Genomic DNA, 20,583 nt, shown 5'->3' with positions numbered 1-20,583 from the left:
CTTCTGACCCACCATCCCCTCGAAACCGCCCTGAACGGGAACTTTGAACGATTTCACGCCTAAATATACAATAAAAACCGAGAGCAATCCAATGGCTACGGCCACTGCCGCTATGGTCCCCCTGCTCACGCCGATATCAGATTCCGGCGTATCAAAAAGCAAAAGCCCCCCGAACACAAGACACGCAAGCGCAGCAAGGCTCAAAAGGCCGTAACTCGTCACGTACACCTCCGATATCAAAAGCGCCATTGCGACGAAAAGAAGTATGAGGCCGGCGTAATTAAAAGGAAGGATCTGAAGGGAGACAAAACCGACGAGCAGGGCAATAAGTCCGGCGACTCCGGGAAAAATCATTCCCGGGTTGTAGAACTCAAGGAATATTCCGAGCGAGCCCAGGGAGAGAAGCAGAAACGCTATGTCCGGGGTGCTGAGAATATTGACCACCTTCTGCCGCAGGCTCATCTCGAGGCGTTGCGTGCTCGCGCCGGCTGTCTCAAGACGGACGCTCTGGCCGCTTGCTTTCACTTCCTTGCCGTCTATCTCGGAGAGAAGCGAGGGAATATCGGGAGAGATGATATCAATCACATTTTTGCTAAGCGCTTCATCGGCGGTCACCGAAACGCTTTTTCTCACCGAATCGACTGCCCATTCCGCATTTCTTCCCCTTTCCTTGGCTATGCTTTCCATAAAAGACGACGCGAAATTCTCAATCTTTTCGTTCATCACGTCAGAAGACTTATCGTCTTTCTTTTCTTCCGGCTTCCCGGGGGCCGGGCCCCTCTGCTGGCCACGCCCCAGCATCACGGGATGGGCCGCCCCTATGCTTGTTCCGGGAGACATGGCCGCCACGTGGGCTGAGAGCGTGATGAAAACTCCCGCGGAAGTGGCAGTCGCTCCCCTCGGGTAGACGTAAACTATCACCGGAACCTCGGAATTAAGAAGAACCTTCACTATGTCCTTCGTGGAATTAAGAAGCCCCCCGGGAGTATCGAGGAGGATAAGCAGAGCGGTGGCGTTGCGGGCGCGCGCTTCTGTGAGACCGCTTTTAATGTAATCCACTGTCGAGGGGTTTATGGAACCGTTTATCTCGATCTCGACTATCTCTGCCGTCCGGGGAGAAGCCTCCGGATCGGCGGCGGATACCTGGTAACCCAAGATCGCGGAGAGAAGCAGGAAAAAGACTGAAACGCGCAGAAGCGGACCCCTGCCCGCTTGGGGCATAATCCTTTTTCGTCCGGACTTTCGGGCCGGGGAATCAAACCTCAGCCGATTCCTCCGATAATTCCCCGAAAACCTTTGACATTGCCTTAAGAAACAACGTATCATGTTCACTCAAGAAATATTCTAACACAGCAGATAAATCCGGCAGTAATAAAACGGAATTTACAGGCTTGCCGCTTTTCTATAAAAGGCAAAAATTTACGATTCATGCCCAAGATAAAATATACGACCAAAGAACTTAAGCGCCCCGACAAATTCAGAGAGTTCCTGGCGGAATCCCTCGAAGGCCTCTCGGAGCACTTCAACAAGATACTTATCGGCATGGGCGTCATAGCGGTGGCCCTGCTCGCAGTCTGCTTCGTTTCCTCGCAACAGGAAGAAAAAGACCTCCTGGCAAACGAGCAACTCCGCGAGGCTATTAAGAGCTACAACAGCGGAGAAATGGAGACCTCTCTTTCACAGCTGCAAACGCTACGTGAGGAGCATTCCGGAACCGACGTGTCGGTTCTGGCTCTTTACCAGATGGGGATGATCAACTACCAGCTTGGAAAATTCGAAGAAGCGATAAAGCATCTTGAGCTTTTCCTCGGTGATGACCCCGAAGACGGTATTTTCCGCGACGGCGCGAACCTGGTGATCGGTCTGTCCGCTTTCGAGCTTGAGAGCTGGGACAAGAGCATAGAATACTTCTCCGAAGTGAACAGAAGCGAAAGCCCCTATTACGTCCAGGCGAGAAGGCAGCTGAGTCTTGTGTACGAAAAGATCGGAGAACCCGAGAAAGCGGAAAAAATCCGCAGCGAGACGCCGGGCAAAGCTGGTTTTTAAACTCATCAAGACCCGGAGCAAAAAACCCAGACCTGTCTTTATTAAGCCGTAATTACCTGCTTCAGGGTAATTATTGATCAGTACGCGGTTTTACCGAATGAAGTCCGGGCCAACAGCCAATGGATGTCCGATTATCTGGCGGTCTGTCGTGAGAAACTTCAGGTTCTCCTGCTGAGCTTGAACAAGCAGGAGTTCGTCAAACGGGTCTCTGTGAGCTATTGGGGTTTTAAGCCTGCAGGCTGCGTGACCCGCGGTCATAGGCAAAAAAACCACGTCGTGTACCGCCAGCAGCTCTACGACGTCTTCCGGGTCAAATTCGCTTTTCCGCTTGCCCGAATGGTCCCTGGCATTGAATTTCAGGCGCATTTCCCAGACGGACACGGCACTTACATGGAACCGGATGTCTTTGCTGGAGAAAATCAGCTTCTCTGTCTCTGAAAGGTCCCAGCGCGCCATCATCAGAGCGTAGACATAAGACGTATCGAGCAGTATACGCATAGGACGATTCAGGATTTCCTACTCGAGCCCAAGGACTTTCCGGCTGAACGCAGGATCGTCAAACTCCTTCGGCCACCCCTCCTTGCTTTCCCGGATTCCAGCCCGTTTGCAATCCTCCGCAAGCTTCTCAAGGTCGATCCCTCCGCGCCCGCGCAGACGCACGAGCTCAACCACGGGTTCCCCGTATTTTGTTATGACGACGCGCTCTCCTTTCTCGGCAGCGGACACCAGCTCGGAAAGACGCGCTTTTGCCTGACGCAAAGCAAATTCCATGAAACAGCCTCCTGATTCTCTGCACCGTTTAAAACTTCACATTCGCAAGTGTAACTATATCGTGACTACAAATGGAAGTCAAGGAACCGGGACTGAAAGTCGTCTGCCAGAAGGGCATGAAACCAGCTTAGGAACGACTCTTTTACGCGGCACTTTGAGAAAACCGTCAATTAATCCTGCAAGGCAACCATGATTTTTTCACGCGTAGGACGATCCTCTGAAGCCGGACGGGTCTCCACGGCAAAACCTTTCCCTTTCTCCATCCAAATCTTCATGGCCTGTATAGGCGACCCCATGGCATGAAATATACTCGGGAATCGGACTACCACATTCAGCCCGGCTGTTTGTTTTATCGCTGTAATCAGGTTGTTACAATACGCTCAGTTTAAAACCTCGGGACAGTAGTGTAGTGGGGAATCATCTATATTTCAGGATTGAAGAATTCTTCTCTTGAAAGCCAAATCTTTAATTATTTTCTACTGGTAGCACTTCCCTGCAAAAAGGCGCTTTTACCGCATCTCCATCCGTCTTTTCATCTGTACAGTCGCCATAAACCGAACACCATTCGTAGTGAAGGTCTAACCTGCAATGGATAAAGTCCCTAAACCTCCTTTGAGCAGAAGGCTTCACCGATTTATAAGAAAACCTTAAAATTCCTTGTTTAGTTCCCTCTTTCAAAGAAAAAGTTTGAAAAGTTAAAGAAGAGGAAGTTCCTGAATAAATAATGCCTTCTTCAATCATCTGCTGCATTATTTTTTCGGGAGTGCTTGCCTGTCCATCAAGAAAGATTTTTTTGAAATTTATCTTAGCAGGACCAATGCCTTTGTTCACTATAAAAATCCCTGAGTCGTCATCAAGCAGATTGCTCGATATGTAAGTATCAACCATTGGGCTAACAATCAGTTTGTAATGTTTTCTGTTTTCATATCCGTTCCAAATGAGTGCTCCGGCCGTAACAATAGAGACAATTACTGCAAGCATGGGAAGAAATAAAGCTATGTTTTTCCTAGTTTGCTTGGAAAAGAGGGCTTTCTCATTCCATTGCTTAGGCATAGCTTGTTGACAAGGAATCTACTTTATGGTGCCGAAGGCGGGAGTCGAACCCGCACGCCCGTAGGGCACTACCCCCTCAAGATAGCGCGTCTGCCTATTCCGCCACTTCGGCACGAAATCGGATTGTAAAAAGTATCACGCAAGGAACAAATTTCAAGCGCCGAACTTGCGGAGCCGTCCCGCGTGGGCAAGAAGAAGCGGCATTATCTCAGTTGCCTTTATGACCCCCAAGTCGCCGGATGAGCAGGACGATTCGGAAAAACCCGCCACGTTCCCTCCCCGGCAGTATTTAGAACTGATCATGAGAGGCACCGGGTGCCAGCTGTGCGACTTCATCGCCGACGGGGTCGAGTGGTCACCCGTTACGGCAAGAACGTCAACCCCAAGCCCCATGATTTCTGGAACAAGCGAATCGAATTCTTCTATCACGCCTACTTTCGCCCCGAAATTCCCGTCCTCTCCGTAACTGTCCGTTTTCTTCACGTGGAGGTAGAAAAAATCGTAATCCTCGAAATTACGAGAAAGCGTCTCGATCTCATCACCGATGGAATCCCCGGTGACCTCAAGGACGTCCATCCCGAGCAGTTTCGACACTCCCCTGTACATCGGATAGGCGGCAACGCAACCTGCCCGAAGCCCGTAGGCCTCATCAAAAGTCGGAAGATCAGGACGCACGGAGAAGCCCCTGAGAAGCATGTAGTTGGCAACGGGCTCATCCCTTATCACTTCGCAGGCACTGTCAATCAGCTCTCCCGCGATCTCGGCCGTCTTCTGGGAACTGCCGTTCTCCCCGCGGGGCCTGACAGGAGCTTTGCCTTCTGCCTGCGGGTCCGTGTCGCAGACAAGCGCGTCTGACTCCGAGAGCTGCGCCAGAAACGACAGAACCGCGACAAACCTGTGCTCAAGACCTGGATAGAAATTTACTTTTACCCCGCATATCTCCTTGACGACCGACGAAATCCTAGAAATCACCCTCCTGTTCTCCTCGGTGCTGAGCCTGCCCGCTCTCCTGTCGGTAACGACCGGGTTATCCCCTTCGTATTTCACGGTGGCGAAGTTGCCCCTCACCGCCACGTCCGACGGGCCAAGATCGATGCCGAGGCCAAGAGCTTCGAGCACCCCCCTTCCTATCTCGTTTCTGACGGGATCATAGCCGAAAAGCGCGAGGTGCGCGGCACCGCTTCCAGGGGTTATGCCCCTCTCAACCGGCACGTGCAGCCCCAGAGACCCGGCCGAAGAAAGCCGGTCAAGATTCGGGGTCCGGGCCGCCTCGAGTTCGGTCTTTCCGTCAACGGGAAGCCCCCCGAGTCCGTCAAGAACGCAGAGAACTATCTTCGAGGAGTTTTTCTCAACAAGTTTTGATACGAGATCCTGCATTTTTCTTCCTTGTCCGCCACCCGGGCGGGATAATATCAGGGGTCACTCAGTTCTATTTCGGCTCCGTCATACGCCGGCTCTACATGATCCGGGAGTTCCGCGAGGAGCTTTTCGTATTCAAGCTCGTGTCCCATATGGGTAAGAAGGGCCCTTTTGGGCCCCAGTTTCTCTATTTCCCCTACCGCCTGCTCTATGTTGAAGTGGGCCCTGTGGGGTTTGTACCTCAACGCGCCGAGTATCAGAAGGTCAAGCCCCGAGAGCTTTTCGTAGGATTCCTCGGGAATGGCGCTGCAGTCTGTAACGTAACCGAAAGACCCGATCCTGTAGCCGAGTATCTGCCAGTTGTGATGATAGATGTCGATTGGCTGTATCCTGATTCCCTCGAACCTGATTTCCCCGTTTATCTCCTTGAAGTTAAGCCTGGGCTTTCCTCCCGCGGCGGGGAAGGAATCGAATATGTAGGCGAAGTTCCGCTTTATGTCATCGAGGGTCACCGGGTTTGCGTAACAGTCTATGTCCATTGAATTTATGAAGTTAAACGCCTTAAGATCATCTATTCCGTGGGTGTGGTCCGCGTGGGAGTGGGTATAGAGAACGAGATCGATCCTGGTTATGCCCTCCCTCAGAGCCTGGGTCCTCAGATCGGTCGAGGTGTCGATAAGTATTTTCTTTCCGGCCACCTCGACAACCACGGAACTTCTAGTACGTTTGTTCTTAATATTATCCGATGTGCATACGTCACATTGGCAGCCCACTACGGGAACGCCTGTTGAAGTGGCACATCCAAGCACTCTGACCTTCATAGAACACGCCAAACATGGTAGAATTGATTTTGTAAGAACATAACATACAAATCTTCCGAAAAAAATTTACAACGGCCCAACAGCCAATATACTTTCTGTGTAAAGTGAGAAGCCGCATAAAACTTTTTCCCTTTCTCATAGCTTTTATCTGCCTGCTTACCCTTTCTTTCGCCACGGCGAAGGAGAAAGACAGGGCCCTCTTCGAAGAGAATTTCAAGCTTTACCGCCAGCTCGAGTCAAATTCCGAAAAAGCCAAAAGAAGCGAAACATGGGATCTCGTGGGAAGCACTTTCTACAGGCTGTATTCGCAGAACCCCGAGTGGAAAAATGCCCCGCTCTGTCTCTTCGCCGCCGCCAGGGTCTACGACAGAAAGTCTCTCAGGTTCAAAACGCCCGAGGACTCCGAGAAAGCGCTTCAGTACTCGCGCGAGTTTGTGAAAAGATATCCGAAAGACAGCCTGGCCGACGACTCGTGGCTTCGGATGGGAAGGATCCTTGAGCGCAGGGGAGAGAAAAAGGAAGCCGCAACGGCGTACCAGAGGATCGTCTACGGAATGGAGGAAGCAGACACCTACGAGATAGCGAAGAAGAAGCTGGCGACACTCACGGGAGCAAAGACTTCAAAGAAAGCAGAGCCTGCGGCAAAAAAAGCGCCGCCCAAAAAATACCCCAAGGGATACGCCGTCGTAAAGAAAATAAGGCACTGGTCAACGGACGACTATACGCGGGTCGTAATAGAGGCCGACAGAGAGATCGAGTACACATCCAAAATGCTGCGTGCCGACCCCGAGCTCAAAACCCCTCCCCGTCTTTACGTTGACCTCGAAAAAACCGTCATCTCGGATTCGGTCAACATCGAGCCCATCACGAAAGGACTTCTTGAGAAGATAAGTTTCGCGAGCAACCGCCCGGGAATCTCGCGCGTCGTGCTCTACATAAAGGATCTTGAAGGCCACAAGGTCTTTTCCCTGCCAAAATCGGAACAGAACCCCTCTTTCCGGCTCGTGATGGACATAAAGGGAGCGGGAGCGCAGCCTGAGAAAATATTCGCGGAGGGTGCTCCTTCACACGACAAGCAGGGACCCTCTCTTAAATCCAAGGTTCCCGAAGGAGAGATAGCGAGCCTCAAGCAAGCCCTCGGACTCAAGGTAAGGACCATAGTGATCGACCCGGGCCACGGAGGACATGATCCGGGAGCCGTAGGTCCAAGCGGCCTCAGGGAAAAGGACGTAAACCTCAGGATAGCCAAGAGACTGAGGGAGAGGCTTATAGAAGAGGGAAAGAGCTTCGGCATAGAAAACGTCTACCTTACAAGAAGCACCGACAGGTTCATTCCTCTTGAGGAGCGCACGGCAATAGCGAAAAAAAGAAAGGCAGACATTTTCATATCCATACACTGCAACGGGGCAAGAAGGAAAAAGGCGCACGGAATAGAGACCTACATACTGGGCTTTACAGACGACCAGACCTCACTGCAGCTCGCGGCCAGGGAGAACGCCACCACGACCAAGGGACTGAATGAGCTTGGAAGCACGCTCAAGCAATATATACTCAGCGCCAAGAAAGAAGAGTCCCAGCAGGTCGCCGGTTACGTGCAGAAATCCATAATCCAGAACGTTTCCGTGAAATACAAGTACATAAACAACAAGGGAGTGAAAAAGGCGCCTTTTGTCGTGCTGATCGGAGCGGATGTGCCAAGCCTGCTGATTGAGACCTCTTTCATAACAAATCCCAGAGAGGAAAAAAGACTGAAGAGCGAAGCCTACATAAATAGAATAGTGGACGGAATAGTCCTAGGAATAAAGAAGTACTCAATGCAGACCCAGAAAGTCTCCTGAGGCCCCAACGTGCTTTATGGACAGCGTAAACAACGAGATTGCGAAAATATTCTCAAGGATAGCCGATTCTCTTGAGATTCTGGATGAAAACGTCTTCAAGATAAACGCCTACAGAAAGGCCTCGCGCAACATCTCCTCAATGCCGGATTCCCTTGAGGAGTTCGATGGGGAAAAGGAACTCTCAACGATACCGGGAATCGGCAAGGATCTTTCCCAGAAAATAATCGAGCACAGGCTCACCGGGAAGATCGCCTACTACGAGGAGATAAAAAAACAGGTTCCCGACGAACTCGCAGAACTTCTCGATATAAGAGGAGTCGGACCGAAGTTTCTCCGCACCCTCGTAAAGCACTTCGGAGTAGCGGACATCGAAAGCCTTAAGGAAACCATCGCCAGCCCGGACATTCTCGAGGTAGACGGCATAGGAAAAAAGAAAATCGAGCAGATATCGCGCTCGGTAGAGGTCTTCGAGGGCGGAAAAAAGAGAATGAGGCTTACAGAAGCCCACCCTCTTGGCACAGCAATAAAAGAGGAAATAGAGGAAATCCCCGGCGTCCTGCGGGCCGAACTCACCGGTTCGCTTCGAAGAATGAGGGAAACCGTCGCGAACATAGACATAATCGCCTCGGCGGATGACCATGCGGGAGCGATTGAGGAATTCATAGCCCTCGGCTTCACCAAGGAGGTTCTCCGCAGAACCGAAAACAGCGCGCGGGTCCTCACGCAGACCGGGGTGCGGACCGATCTTCTTGTCGTAGAGCCCCACTGCTACGGCTCAGCGCTTCAGAGCCTTACGGGCTCGCGCTCCCATAACGCAAGAATAAGGGAAATCGCGGCGGCTAAGGGTCTTGAGACGGGTCCCGTGGGCATCCGAAACGGTAATGGCTACTTTGTCTCCGAGGGAGAAATCTACGAATCCCTCGGGCTAGACTACATTTCCCCTGAGCTGCGGGAAGACCGCGGAGAGATCGAAGCGGCACGCGCAGGGGAACTTCCCGCGCTGCTTAAGGTAGAAGACTTAAGGGGAGACCTTCATGCCCATTCAACCTGGAGCGACGGAGCGTCAACGATACGGCAGATGGCGGACAAGGCGACCTCGCTCGGCTACGAATACATAGCCATGACCGACCACTCGCCCTCATCAAGGATAGCAAAGGGGCTAAACATAAAGAGACTTTGGCAGAAAAAAGAGGAAGTGGAGAAAATAAACTCCGAAGGCGGAGCGATAAGAATACTCATGGGTTCCGAAGTCGACATATTGCCCGACGGCTCTCTTGATTATCCAGATGAAGTGCTTCGGGAACTTGATTTCGTCGTCGCGTCGGTTCACGGCTCTTTCTCCATGGAAGAGAGGGAAATGACAAGACGGATATGCGGTGCCATAGAGAACCCCAACGTGGACGCCCTAGGACACCCGACCGGAAGGCTGATAGGGCAGAGAGAGCCCTACAGGGTCGACATAGACGCCGTTATCGAAACCGCGAGAGACCACGATAAGGCGCTTGAGATAAACTCATCCTACAAGAGGCTTGACCTTAAGGATACTCACGCCAGGAAAGCCGTTGAGGCCGGGGTGAAAATCATGGTGTCAACGGACGCCCACAGGATACAGCACCTTGAAAGGATAATTTTCGGGGTCGGAACGGCAAGGCGGGGATGGGTAAAGAAAACAGACGTCGTAAACACCTACGGTCTTTCTCGGCTCCTTAAATGGCTTGCAAGCCACGACTCGTAAAATGGCCCGACTCACCAAAAAGCAGGCCCGGGCGGAAATATCCCGCCTGAGAGAGGAAATAAGGCGCCACGACCATCTCTACTACGCGGAGAGCAACCCCGAGATTCCCGATGCCGATTATGACAGACTCATGAGAAGGCTCGTTGAGCTTGAGCAAGACTACGGCCTGGCCGTCCCGGATTCCCCCTCGCAGAGAGTCGCGGGAGAGGTTGCCGAGCAGTTCAATCCGTTCTCCCACGTAATTCCGATGATGAGCATCGATAACGCAGTGGATGAGCAGGAAACCAGGGAGTTTGACAAGCGGATAAAAAGATTTCTCAAGACCGAAGAAGAAATCGAATACGTCCTGCAGCCCAAGTTCGACGGAGTCTCGGCATCGCTTACCTACGCTGAAGGAAAGCTGCTCCACGGCGCCACCAGGGGAGATGGGAAAACGGGAGAGGAGATAACGGCGAACGTAAAGACCGTAAGGTCCGTTCCCCTGGCTCTTTCGGGGAGAGGACGAAAGCCTAAGCTGGTCGAGATAAGGGGGGAGGTCGTATTCCCGAAAAGCCTGTTCGCAAAGCTGAATGAAGAGCTTAAAAAACTTAATGAGGAACTTGAAAAAGAGAACGAAACCCTCTTAAAAGAAGATAAAAAACCGAAGCCTCTTAGGACGCTGTTTAAAAACCCGAGGAACGCGGCTTCAGGTTCACTTCGCCAGCTTGACTCTTCCGTGACCGCGCGACGTCCCCTGCACTTTTACGCCTGGGGAGTGGGTAGCTGCGAAGGGGTGGATTTAAGAGACGAGCTTGAAATATACGAGGCTTTCCATAAATGGGGGTTCATTGCTGAAGAGCCGAGAGGCTGCCTGGGCATCGACCAGGCCATTGAGTACGCAAGGGAGCTTGAGCGGAAAAGAGATTCCATTGATTATGAGATCGACGGGGCCGTTTTGAAGGTAAGAAGCAGGAGGCTGCAGGAAATCCTGGGAACAACGGCGAAATATCCCCGCTGGAGCGTGGCCATAAAGTTCTCCCCCAAGCAGGTAACCACGAAAATAAGGTATATAACCATCCAGGTCGGAAGAACGGGACACCTCACCCCGGTGGCCGAGCTTGAGCCGGTAAAGATATCCGGCATCGAGATAAAGAGGGCGTCCCTTCACACAGAGGACACCGTAAGGGAAAAAGACGTGAGAATCGGCGACACCGTGGTTGTGCAAAGGGCGGGAGACGTGATACCGGAAGTGGTGGAAGTCGTCCCCTCGAAGGAAAGAGGAAAGGAAAGTTTCTCCATGCCGAAGGACTGCCCCCGTTGCGAAGCTTCAATTGAGAGAGAAGGCTCATTTCATCTCTGTCCGAACACCTCCTGTCCCGCGCAGATCAAAGGAAGAATAAGTCTTTTCGCTTCGAGAAACGCTTTTGACATAGAAGGACTCGGGGGGAAAAGAGTGGAGCAACTGATAAACGAAGGAATCCTGAGAAACATGGCCGATATTTTCACTCTCAGGAGGGAACAGCTTCTCGGACTTGAGGGGTTTGCGGAAAAATCCGTTGAGAATCTCCTCGAAGAAATAGAAAAAAGCAGGGATGTAAGTTTTGAGAGATTCTTAAACTCCCTCAGCATAAAGCACGTGGGCTCCAGAACCGCGCAGACGCTAGCCCGCGAATTCAGAACTCCCGAGAGTCTTATGGGAGCCACGGCCGAGGACCTTATTCGCGTGGATGGGGTAGGCGAAGAACTGGCGCAGAGCATACTTAGATTTTTTGAGGATCCAGAGAGGAAAAGCGTGGTTGAGGCGCTTTTGCGTCAGGTGAGAATAGAGGAAGAACCAGAACCGTCAGGGGAAAACGAAAAGATCTCCGGAAAAACGTTTGTTCTGACAGGCACTCTTTCGGTTACCCGAGAGCAGGTAAAAAGCGAGATAGAGAGACTCGGCGGAAAAGTCGTTAACTCGGTATCCGGAAAGACCGATTTTCTGGTTTCAGGAGCGGACCCAGGAACCACGAAACTTCAAAAAGCCCGCGAGCTCGGAACGGATATCATTACGGAAGAACATCTGAAAAGCCTCATAGGGCTTTAGTTCCGCGCCTCTGTCTGTAGACCTCGTAGAGAAAGATTCCTGCGGCTACAGAAGCGTTTAGAGATTCCACTTTCCCCTCTCTTGGAACAGAAAGCAGAAAATCGCATTTCTGCCTTGTCTTGCTTCGCATTCCCCTGCCCTCGTTCCCGATCACAACTGCTATATCGAGCGAAGCGAAGTCGCAGTCACAGACCGCGTCCTCGGAACCCGCATCGGCTCCCGCGACCCAGACCCCTTTTTTCTTAAGAGCATCGATCACCCTGCCGAGATTCGTCTCCCGGGCGATCTTTATGTTGGCCGAAGCCCCGGAGGAAACTTTTACCACCGTCGGATTCACATCGCACGCCCGGTCAGCGGGTATCACGATTCCATGGACTCCGAGAAAATCCGCGGTCCTTATTATGGCGCCGAAATTCTGCGGGTCTTCCATATGATCGAGAACAAGAAGAAAAACCTTCTCCCGTCTTTCCCTCGCCACACCGAGGATCTCCTCAACCGAACTGTAGGTAAAATCAGAGATTTCAGCCGCTATACCCTGGTGATTCGGGCTTTTGCATATGTCCGTAATTGCGTTTCTGGGAAGATGAGTGAGTTTTATGCGGAATTTCTTGATCGAGGCGTTAATCCTCGGGTCAGAAGAAACGTCGAAATTCTCCGAGACCATGATTTTCTTTATCTCCCGAGGAGAATTGCGGAGAAGTTCTGTGACTGAATTCTTGCCGTAGACAATCAACGCGGATTCTCCACGACCCCGAAATTCTTCTTAACGTAGTTAACCTTGTACAGTATGTTGTCGTTGATCCACTTGGCATCCCACCACTCAAGCGGCCTCACCGGAATTCCCTGGACGTAAACCCCGAAGTGCAGATGATCTCCAACGGCAAGCCCGGTAGTGCCCGTCCTTCCCACGATATCTTTTTTACCCACGCTGTCCCCAACGCTCACATCCATCGAGCTCAGGTGGGAGTAAAGACTCATAACTCCCATTCCATGGTCGATGATAACCGTATTGCCGTATATGCCGAGGTGCTCAGCGAAAACCACCACTCCGGTGTTGGAGGCGGGAACGGGGTATTTTTTAGTAACCGAGAGGTCGTAGCCGAGGTGATACTGATTGTCGATCACGTTGCCGTCCATCAGGTATCTCCTGTGATCCGCAAATGTCGCGCCCACCTTGGAATTGCGAAGCTGGTTGAACTTCCCTTTCCAGAGAATCTCCTTCCTGCTTTGTCTTCCAATCTCATATATCCTGTTGTCGTTTTCCTTTCTCGTTTCGCTGTTGATCTTCAGAAACGCCTTACGCAAATCAGGTTTCCCGTCATCTCCGACCGGGGAATAGCCGTAGACCTTGGTGAAAAGCGGAAGCACCTTGCTTTTAAGAAACCACTCGGAGAGGCCTATCTCATCCTTTACGTAAGAGGCCCGAAGAAGCCGGTAATAGACAGATTCCCTCGTTTCGTTGCCGGCCGCGTCAGTAGCAAGAATTTCTATCTTCTCGCCCTTCTCCGCATTATACGGGTAGGCGAAAAAGGCAAGGTGTACCGAGGGGTCTTCGAAGTATCCCGTGTAGCCTTCAAAAAAGAGATCTTTTATCTCGACGCCGCTTGAGACCGTGTCCTCAGAGACCTTGTAGATGACAACTCCCGCGCCCCCGTGTCTTATGTACAGCGCGGGCGAGAGTTCCTGTATCTGGGGAGGGATGAAATCCAGGGTGACTCTCTGGCTGAAAACGGCTTTTTTTCCGGGGAAAAGACCATTCATGAAACGGTCAGTCGCCTCTATTAGAAGTTCCGCTGCGCCGCTTTTTATGCCAAGCTTCTCGGGGTTGATTCTCACGCTTATAACATCGCTTTTAGTTCCTTTCTCGTATTCTTTTTCAACAAGAACGGATTCCCCGTAAGCGTCAAGCAAAGAGATGCGCACCTTGGAAAGCCCTGTGCCCTTGTCAGACACCGTCACATCAAGGGGCTTTAAGCCGAGACTCTTAACATCCCGCTCAAAGGATATGACGGGAGGGCTCATCTCGGCAATGGAGATGACTTTTATGAGAGCAATGATCAGAAGCACAATCCCAAAAACAGCCGCAACCTGTTTTCCGGACACCTTTAGCATTTAAAACAACCTCCTTCGAATTACCGTAGCAGCTTCGCTTATAACATCATAAGAGCAGCCCGGATAGCGTAAGTGAACCTGAAAGAAACCCTGTTTCCGCACCGCCTCGGGAATCTCAAACTTGCCTCTCGCACGATCCGGTTTTACGGGGAAAAGCCCGCAGCGAACAGAACATTTCTTTGGAAAGGACCTTCCGGGCACCTCAAGTGAGTTCTGTTTTTATTTGGCGGCTTTTAAGTATAATAGGCTTGTTAGGAAAATCCAGATCCATACAGCGTAACAGAAGAGAAGTTCCCTGCGTTTTTACTAAGGACAGTGCGTCGAAGAACGATTTTTTTTATATTCACGGCAGTAATCTGCGGCCTTGTCCTGGGGCTTTTTCTGTTCTCCCAGACCGAGGGAAGCCGCCAGTACGCAAAAAACCTCATAGAGCGAAGGCTAAACTCAATCCCCAATTTCCATATCAGCCTCGGAGATATCGAGGGAAGCATAATCTCCACACTGGAGATAAACGATATTGAAGTAAAAATAGCCGGAGAGAGTTACATGAAGATCGAAAAACTCTCGACGAACTACTCAATCCCGCTTCTTTACTCAATGATCTCGAGAAAGAAGCTCTACTTGTCCGACACGGAGATACGGGGTCTCAGGGTTTTTCTTGCAAAGGACAGCCGCGGGGTATGGGATTTCAAGAAGCTGAAGAACGAGGACAAAACCGCCAAGGGCCCGCAAGGGGAAAGAATAAGCCTCATTTTCTCGAATAACAGAATCCGCGATTCCCGCATTACGATTGTTGACCGCACCAGAGACAAGGTCTGGGAATTTGACCTGGTTGAGGAGTCTTTATTCTCGATAAACATCATTGAACTGACGAAAAAGGTCGAACTTGACGCGAAGGACATAAATTTCGACTACGTGTCCCCCAGAATCAGGATAAGAAACCTCAAGGGGAAAATCGATATAGCTTCCTGGGACTGCGTATTCAAAGACGCGGGATTCAAGGTCGAGGGCGTGCCGGTCAGGGGAAGCGGGATCGCGAGAGGCCTGAGGAACCCCGAATTCGACATGACCGTGTATTTCGACACGCTCGGAATAACTGAAAAGGGAGAAGTAAACCTCAAGGCAAAAACGAAGCTGAAGATGCACTCCCTAGACAACATGGTCGGCACAATGGAAATCTCGACACCCGATTCTTTTCTTAATGGAAAGCCGTTTCGGATGGACCTCAGACCTGTAACCATTAAAGGGACAAAGACCTTTATAGAAGGCACGGCAGGCGGAGGATTCGGGGAGTCAAGCCTGAAGGGCAGCATCGACTTTAAGAAATGGCTCGCGGGAGAAGAGAAGAACTGGTTTGATCTCACCGCGGAGCTAAACGGCGCGAACACGGATGAACTGACCGAGATACTCAACCGCACCCCCTACCCGCTTAAGTTCGGAAACGACTCAAGGCTGAACTCGAATCTCAGGGTAAGCGGCAGCTGGGCGAGCAGGGAAATCTATTCCCTTCGGATCGAACCCGATTATCTCGACGTAATAGACAGCGAGCAGAGCAGCCTTCGGATCGAAGGTTACATGACGTTCAGAAACGACGGTATAGATTTCGATTCGACCTCAAAGGCAAAAGGATTCAAGCTGAAATTCGAATTCCCGGATATCACAATTGACAACTATGTCGACGGAAGCGCGACTTTTAAGGGGGCGATACCGAAAAAAGCCAAATTCTTCAAAGACAAGTACTTGCGCGTAAACGCCGACCTTAAAACAGACGAACTATACGGAATAACGAACATAAACTCCCAGATAGACGGCAGCATTCAAAAAGGAACCCTGAAGGTAACCAGGCTTAACGTCCTGTCCGATCAATTTTCCCTGTCCGCGGAAAAAACCAAAGTAACGCAGAAGGGTATTGACTGCGTTTTTGAATTCAAAACGCAGGACTTGAGTTTTCTCTCCGAGATTGACGAAAGGATTCCTCTGGTTTTAGGAAAAATAGACTCAAGCGGAAAGATAAGCGGAGACATTTCCACCCCGCTTATCGAGGCGAACTCGCGCGTAGAGAACTTCGCCTATGAAGAAGACTTCGTAGTTCAGGACATGTCCGTTAGGTCAAGCACCCGGATTGATTTAGAAAACGCCCCCAAGGTATCGCTTGATATATACCTGCTGGGAGAACGGGCCCGCGTTCTCGGCAATTACTCGGACACGATCGAGGCAAAGCTTCGGGGAACGGAAACTCGCTTTGACGCGGGAGTCCTTTTGAGCAAGAAAGACGGTTCCTACGCCTCTTCAGAATTCAGCGTCAGCGACCTCATGGAACACGAGAAAAGATTAAGGATCACGTATCTTGAAGGTCTTCTGGACGAAAAACTGTTTAAAAACAAAGGAGATATACTCCTTGACATATCTTCTGACAGGACAAGCATTCGGGGAGATGAACTTACCTACGGAGAGGGGAGAATCTCCGGCTTTCTGGGAGAAATCGACAGGAAAGAAAAAACGATCGACCTGCGGGCCGACATAACAAACTTTAATCCGCTGATCATATCGAAGGTTCTTAATCTCAGACACGACCTGGGAGGAACTCTCAACGGAAAAGTCCGAGCCAGTGGTTCTTTTACCGCTCCTTCAGTTCAGGCCGAAATAAGATCGGAAGGCTTCTCTTACGGATTCCCGGCATCGGGAGATATGAAAATCAGACTCGGTGGCAAAGAAGGAAGACTTTCTCTGGACCTGCTATCCTCACTAGGACAGAAGGAAAGCCTGAGCTTACGGGGAGATCTGCTGGTTCCGCGAAATGCGCAGAGCCCGCTGGAAGCGGTAATGGGAACTTCGATGGACCTTGAATTGAAGTCGGACGGGTACGGTCTTGGTTTCGTGAAAATTTTTTCAAGTTCGATAGAGAAAATCGATGGCGACTTTTCATCCGGCAGTCTTTCTCTAAACGGCACCCTCTCAAAACCGCGTGTAAAAGGGAACCTTGAACTAAATGACGTAAGACTCTCTCTTGCCCAGCTCAGAAACAGTCTCTTCACCGAGCATGCGAAGCTTTCGTTCAGCGGAACAAAACTCTCCCTGCCAAGAACGGAAATCCTCTCAAAACAGGGAAGAGCCTACCTGAAAGGCAAAATGGACATCTCCGATTTCACCTACCGCGCAAATCTTGAGATGGAGAAAGTCCGTTTTAATCCTCATTCGATAAAAACGGATCTCTCCGGTGATCTCAAGATAGAAAAAAAAGGCGAATTTCTTGAAATAACGGGAAAGACCAAGGTCACCGCGGGAAGAATTCGCCTGTACCCGGGCAGGATAAAAACCATAAAAGACATCAGCTTCATAGAGAAAACCGAAAGCTTGGCCGACGAGTTTTCACTTGAGGCACAGAATGAAACCGGTTTTTACAGAGAAAAAACCGCGATGGATATCTCAGTCGACATCTCCTCGGGCACGTGGATTAAAACCAAGGAGGCCAACTTTAATACAAGAGGAAAACTGAGGCTCAAGAAAGAACCGGGCGGCGACCTTAACATGCAGGGAAACATAGTGTCATCCGAGGGGTATTACGCGGTCTTCGGAAAGCTTTTCGACATAGAGGACGCCACGCTTAATTTTACGGGGGCATCGAATAACCCGGATCTCAACGTCAAGGCCTATTACGACGCCGGCGATGTAGACGTGTACGTAAACGTCACGGGAGACCTGAGGGAACCGGACCTGTCTCTCTCAAGCACTCCTGATCTCGAAGAAATCGACATAATCTCCTATATAGTCTTCGGAGCTTCGAGCAACAGGCTCCAGAGCCAGCAAAGGGCATTTATGGGGAAATTCGCGACCGCAGTTGCCGCAGGCGGAATCTCTGAGCTTTTAAGCTCTGAGATCGGCCTCGACCTGCTGAGCATACAGGAAGGAGACCGAGGGTTTGAGGACAGCACGCTAAAAGTCGGCTCCTACGTCACAAGGGACATCTTCGTCGGCTACGAGAGGTCGCCCTCCAAGACCTCGCTTGACCACACGGCGGAGATGCACAACAAGCTCAACCTCGAATGGAGACTGAACAGAAGATTCTCGATTGAAAGCCAGATGGGCGGAGAAAACCCCGGAGTCGATTTTTTCTACAATTTCAATTTTTAAAAGACAAGGCTTCGGTCATACTCTTGCCAGAAGCGATAACGGAGAAACGCAATGAACGGGCAAAAGCCGGTCGTAGCCATAGTCGGAAGACCAAATGTCGGCAAGTCCACCCTTTTTAACAGAATAATAGGGTGGAACAAGACGATAGTAGAGGATATCCCCGGCGTCACGAGAGACAGGGTCTATGAAGACACCCGATGGAAGGAAAAGGAGTTCACCCTGGTTGACACCGGAGGACTTTCACTCGGCGAAGACGACCAGGACTACTCACTCATAAAAGAGCAGATAGACGTGGCTATCTCGGAAGCGGATCTCGTGGTGATGCTTTTTGACGGCAGGGACGGGGTCCTGCCTCAGGATTCCGAGATAGTACGGTATCTTCGAAAGACCGAAAAAAAAGTCATCTACGCCGTAAACAAAATCGACCATGGAAACATAAAGCAGGTGCTGAAGACATACGAATTCTACGGAACGGGCACGGATGACTTCATGGCGATTTCCGCGCTTCACAACAAAAATATCTACGAACTCGTGGAGCAGATCGCTTCCTGCATAGAAACCTCCGGGCAACCGGAAGAACCGGAAGAGTCAGAAGAGACGAGAATCGCCGTTATCGGCAAACCCAACGTGGGAAAATCCACCCTGGTGAACAGGATACTCGGAGAACAGAGACTCATAACAAGTTCCACGCCCGGCACGACACGTGACTCCATTGACTCCATCTATGAAAAAGACGGGAAGAGATACGTCTTTATTGATACCGCGGGCATAAGAAGAAAGTCAAGAATAGACGCCCCGGTTGAGAAACACAGCGTCTTCCGGGCAATAAGGTCCATCGAAAGAGCCCACATCGTGCTGCTGATGATAGACGGTCAAGAAGGCCCGACCCACCACGACTCGCGCCTCGCGGAACTGATTAAAGGCAGAAACAGGGCCCTTATAATACTGCTTAACAAATGGGACCTCGCTCCCGAGGACATAGCGGACCCCAAAGAAGTTGAAGAGGTTACAAAGGAGAAACTGACCGGGTTTGACTACGCCCCCGTGCTGACCATCTCCGCTCTTACCGGCAAGAAAGTCGGGAGAATTTTCGACGCTGTCGAGCGGGTGGAGGAAAATTTCAGAAGAAAGATCTCCACGGGAAAGCTAAACAGGTTCCTTGAAGACCTTACAAGACGCCATCCTCCCCCGGTCTACAAAAGAAAGGAGATCAAGCTTTTCTACATCTCGCAGCCTTTCACCGCACCGCCGACATTCACGATCTTCACGAATTCGGCAAAGGGTATCCCCGAGAACTACAGAAGGTTCCTTGAGAACAAGTTAAGGGAGTACGCGGACTTCGAAGGATCTCCCCTCAGGCTTCTGTTTCGGGACAGGGAAGGAAAGGAAGTCTAGATCACCGGGCCTCGAGTATTATTTTCTGTACGTCCGCGGTTCGCTCGACAGCGGAGCACATTTCCATTACCCTGCGCCTTGAGTTTCGGCCCATCTCACCCCGGGCCTCCGCGTCCCTTGCAAGAATCGAGACGCTCTCCCCCATCTTCTGAAAATCCCCCGGTGCGCAGAGAAAACCGGTCTTTCCGTCCTCAATGGCCTCCGCTATTCCCCCTATTGAAAAACCCACGACGGGGAGGCTGAACGCCATCGCCTCTATCACTGACCTCGGGAAAGGATCCGGGTAATTGGACGGAATAACGAAGAGGTCAAAATCCTTAAGATACGGCCTTACGTCCTTTCTGTATCCGGTGAAGATAAAGCTATCCCGCACCCCCAGCCTCTCCGCATGATCCTCAAGCTCCTGCAGGTGGTTTTTCGGAAAGAACCACGGAGTATCTCCGACTATAACGAACTTTGTTTTCTCTTTGATATTGCCGTCTGAGACAAGTCGGCTTACAGTGTCGATGAATTCCACGTAGCCCTTTCTCGGAACCACCCTTCCGGTGTTTCCGACAAGCACTGTATCCGGGGGAATGGAGAACTCCTCTCTCAGAGACCCCCGAACGGAATCCCTGTCGAAATCCGCGGGGTCAATGCCGTTATAGACGACGTGAACCTTGTTTTTTGCCCTCTCAAACGGCTTGGCCGTGGCGCGGGAAACGCATATTATCTTCTTCACGCACTGAAACCCCGAGAGCGTTTCCATTAAAGATTTCATAAACCGCGTCTGCTGTATGTTCCTTACGTGCCAGATAACGGGTTTTTTGTTTTTCCTCCCGATCAGAGTTCCCACGATTTTTGCAAGGGTTCCGTTGCAGTAGACAATGTCGATTCCGTTTTCCCTGATTATCTTAGAGGAACCGCAAAGCAGACGGAGCATATTCACTATGTTTATGATTATGGAGAAAACTCTCATAAGACCCGGGGCCCGTGTGGTGTCCGCCACCATTGCTGATTTCTGTATGTTCTCGGGAAACCTGGGGTCGACTATGACGTTTTCAAAGATGCCCTCGGATTTCAGGCTCTCAGAGAATATGTCGTGTTTCGGCACGAGCACAAAAGGGTTTATCTTATCCCGGTCGATGTACTTCAGTATGTAGAGAAGGCTTCTTCCCGGTCCTCCGTCCCTTACCGAGTGATTGATGAAAAGCACGTTTGTTTTTTTCATATCGGCTGATATTGCGGTAAAATCCCCCGGAGTGTCAAAGCGGAAAA

15 protein-coding genes and 1 tRNA gene are annotated in these 20,583 nt (G+C 50.9%); 6 read left to right on the top strand and 10 right to left on the bottom strand.

What is annotated here, in order from left to right:
- On the bottom strand, positions 1-1,332 hold a 1,332-nt coding region (locus F4Z13_00380; protein MXZ47700.1), incomplete at its 3' end, for a nodulation protein NfeD.
- 96 nt (positions 1,333-1,428) lie between these two features.
- On the opposite strand from F4Z13_00380, the gene F4Z13_00375 reads away from it, so the two are divergent.
- Positions 1,429-2,046 (top strand): tetratricopeptide repeat protein, encoded by a 618-nt coding sequence (locus tag F4Z13_00375; GenBank protein ID MXZ47699.1) that lies wholly within the window; start codon positions 1,429-1,431, stop codon positions 2,044-2,046.
- A 90-nt stretch (positions 2,047-2,136) separates the two neighbouring features.
- Here the strand turns inward: F4Z13_00375 and F4Z13_00370 are convergent, their stop codons facing one another.
- From F4Z13_00370 to F4Z13_00345, 6 genes are all read right to left on the bottom strand, one after another.
- Positions 2,137-2,544: a type II toxin-antitoxin system VapC family toxin gene (locus tag F4Z13_00370; GenBank protein ID MXZ47698.1), complete on the bottom strand. Its 408-nt coding sequence runs from the start codon at positions 2,542-2,544 to the stop codon at positions 2,137-2,139.
- 18 nt (positions 2,545-2,562) lie between these two features.
- A complete protein-coding gene (locus tag F4Z13_00365; GenBank protein MXZ47697.1) occupies positions 2,563-2,817 on the bottom strand; it encodes a type II toxin-antitoxin system prevent-host-death family antitoxin in 255 nt (84 codons plus the stop codon).
- Between the two features lie 465 nt (positions 2,818-3,282).
- Entirely contained in the window at positions 3,283-3,870 is a 588-nt protein-coding gene (locus F4Z13_00360; protein MXZ47696.1) for a hypothetical protein, read from the bottom strand.
- Between the two features lie 26 nt (positions 3,871-3,896).
- Positions 3,897-3,982 (bottom strand) — tRNA-Leu (locus F4Z13_00355).
- A 41-nt stretch (positions 3,983-4,023) separates the two neighbouring features.
- Entirely contained in the window at positions 4,024-5,247 is a 1,224-nt protein-coding gene (locus tag F4Z13_00350) for a 2,3-bisphosphoglycerate-independent phosphoglycerate mutase (protein MXZ47695.1), read from the bottom strand.
- A 35-nt stretch (positions 5,248-5,282) separates the two neighbouring features.
- Complete coding sequence (locus F4Z13_00345) at positions 5,283-6,050, bottom strand: MBL fold metallo-hydrolase (protein ID MXZ47694.1); 768 nt, start codon at positions 6,048-6,050, stop codon at positions 5,283-5,285.
- A gap of 104 nt (positions 6,051-6,154) precedes the next feature.
- Here F4Z13_00345 and F4Z13_00340 point away from each other — a divergent pair, with 104 nt between their 5' ends.
- The 3 genes from F4Z13_00340 to ligA are packed head-to-tail and all read left to right on the top strand — an operon-like array spanning position 6,155 to position 11,688.
- Positions 6,155-7,888, top strand: a complete 1,734-nt coding sequence (locus F4Z13_00340; protein ID MXZ47693.1) for an AMIN domain-containing protein — start codon at positions 6,155-6,157, stop codon at positions 7,886-7,888.
- 16 nt (positions 7,889-7,904) lie between these two features.
- Positions 7,905-9,623, top strand: a complete 1,719-nt coding sequence (polX, locus tag F4Z13_00335) for a DNA polymerase/3'-5' exonuclease PolX (protein ID MXZ47692.1) — start codon at positions 7,905-7,907, stop codon at positions 9,621-9,623.
- 1 nt (position 9,624) lies between these two features.
- Positions 9,625-11,688 (top strand): NAD-dependent DNA ligase LigA, encoded by a 2,064-nt coding sequence (gene ligA / locus F4Z13_00330; GenBank protein ID MXZ47691.1) that lies wholly within the window; start codon positions 9,625-9,627, stop codon positions 11,686-11,688.
- Here the strand turns inward: ligA and rlmB are convergent.
- Both rlmB and F4Z13_00320 read right to left on the bottom strand, forming a co-directional pair.
- Positions 11,675-12,421 carry a 23S rRNA (guanosine(2251)-2'-O)-methyltransferase RlmB gene (gene rlmB, locus F4Z13_00325; GenBank protein MXZ47690.1) on the bottom strand — a complete coding sequence of 249 codons (747 nt, stop codon included), beginning with the start codon at positions 12,419-12,421 and terminating at the stop codon, positions 11,675-11,677. The two genes, ligA and rlmB, sit on opposite strands and share 14 nt — an antisense overlap.
- Complete coding sequence (locus F4Z13_00320; protein MXZ47689.1) at positions 12,418-13,800, bottom strand: M23 family metallopeptidase; 1,383 nt, start codon at positions 13,798-13,800, stop codon at positions 12,418-12,420. Before F4Z13_00320 ends, rlmB begins: the two co-directional genes overlap by 4 nt.
- A gap of 315 nt (positions 13,801-14,115) precedes the next feature.
- On the opposite strand from F4Z13_00320, the gene F4Z13_00315 reads away from it, so the two are divergent.
- Entirely contained in the window at positions 14,116-17,931 is a 3,816-nt protein-coding gene (locus F4Z13_00315; protein ID MXZ47688.1) for a hypothetical protein, read from the top strand.
- A 51-nt stretch (positions 17,932-17,982) separates the two neighbouring features.
- Positions 17,983-19,326: a ribosome biogenesis GTPase Der gene (gene der, locus F4Z13_00310; GenBank protein MXZ47687.1), complete on the top strand. Its 1,344-nt coding sequence runs from the start codon at positions 17,983-17,985 to the stop codon at positions 19,324-19,326.
- A gap of 1 nt (position 19,327) precedes the next feature.
- On the opposite strand, the gene F4Z13_00305 is transcribed toward der, so the two are convergent.
- Positions 19,328-20,536 (bottom strand): glycosyltransferase family 4 protein, encoded by a 1,209-nt coding sequence (locus F4Z13_00305; GenBank protein MXZ47686.1) that lies wholly within the window; start codon positions 20,534-20,536, stop codon positions 19,328-19,330.
- Between the last annotated feature and the right edge of the window lie 47 nt (positions 20,537-20,583).

Source organism: Candidatus Dadabacteria bacterium, assembly GCA_009837205.1.
Lineage (GTDB): Bacteria > Desulfobacterota_D > UBA1144 > Nemesobacterales > Nemesobacteraceae > Nemesobacter.
Note: the sequence above shows the minus strand (reverse complement) of the source record. Positions and strands in the feature narration are given on the sequence as shown.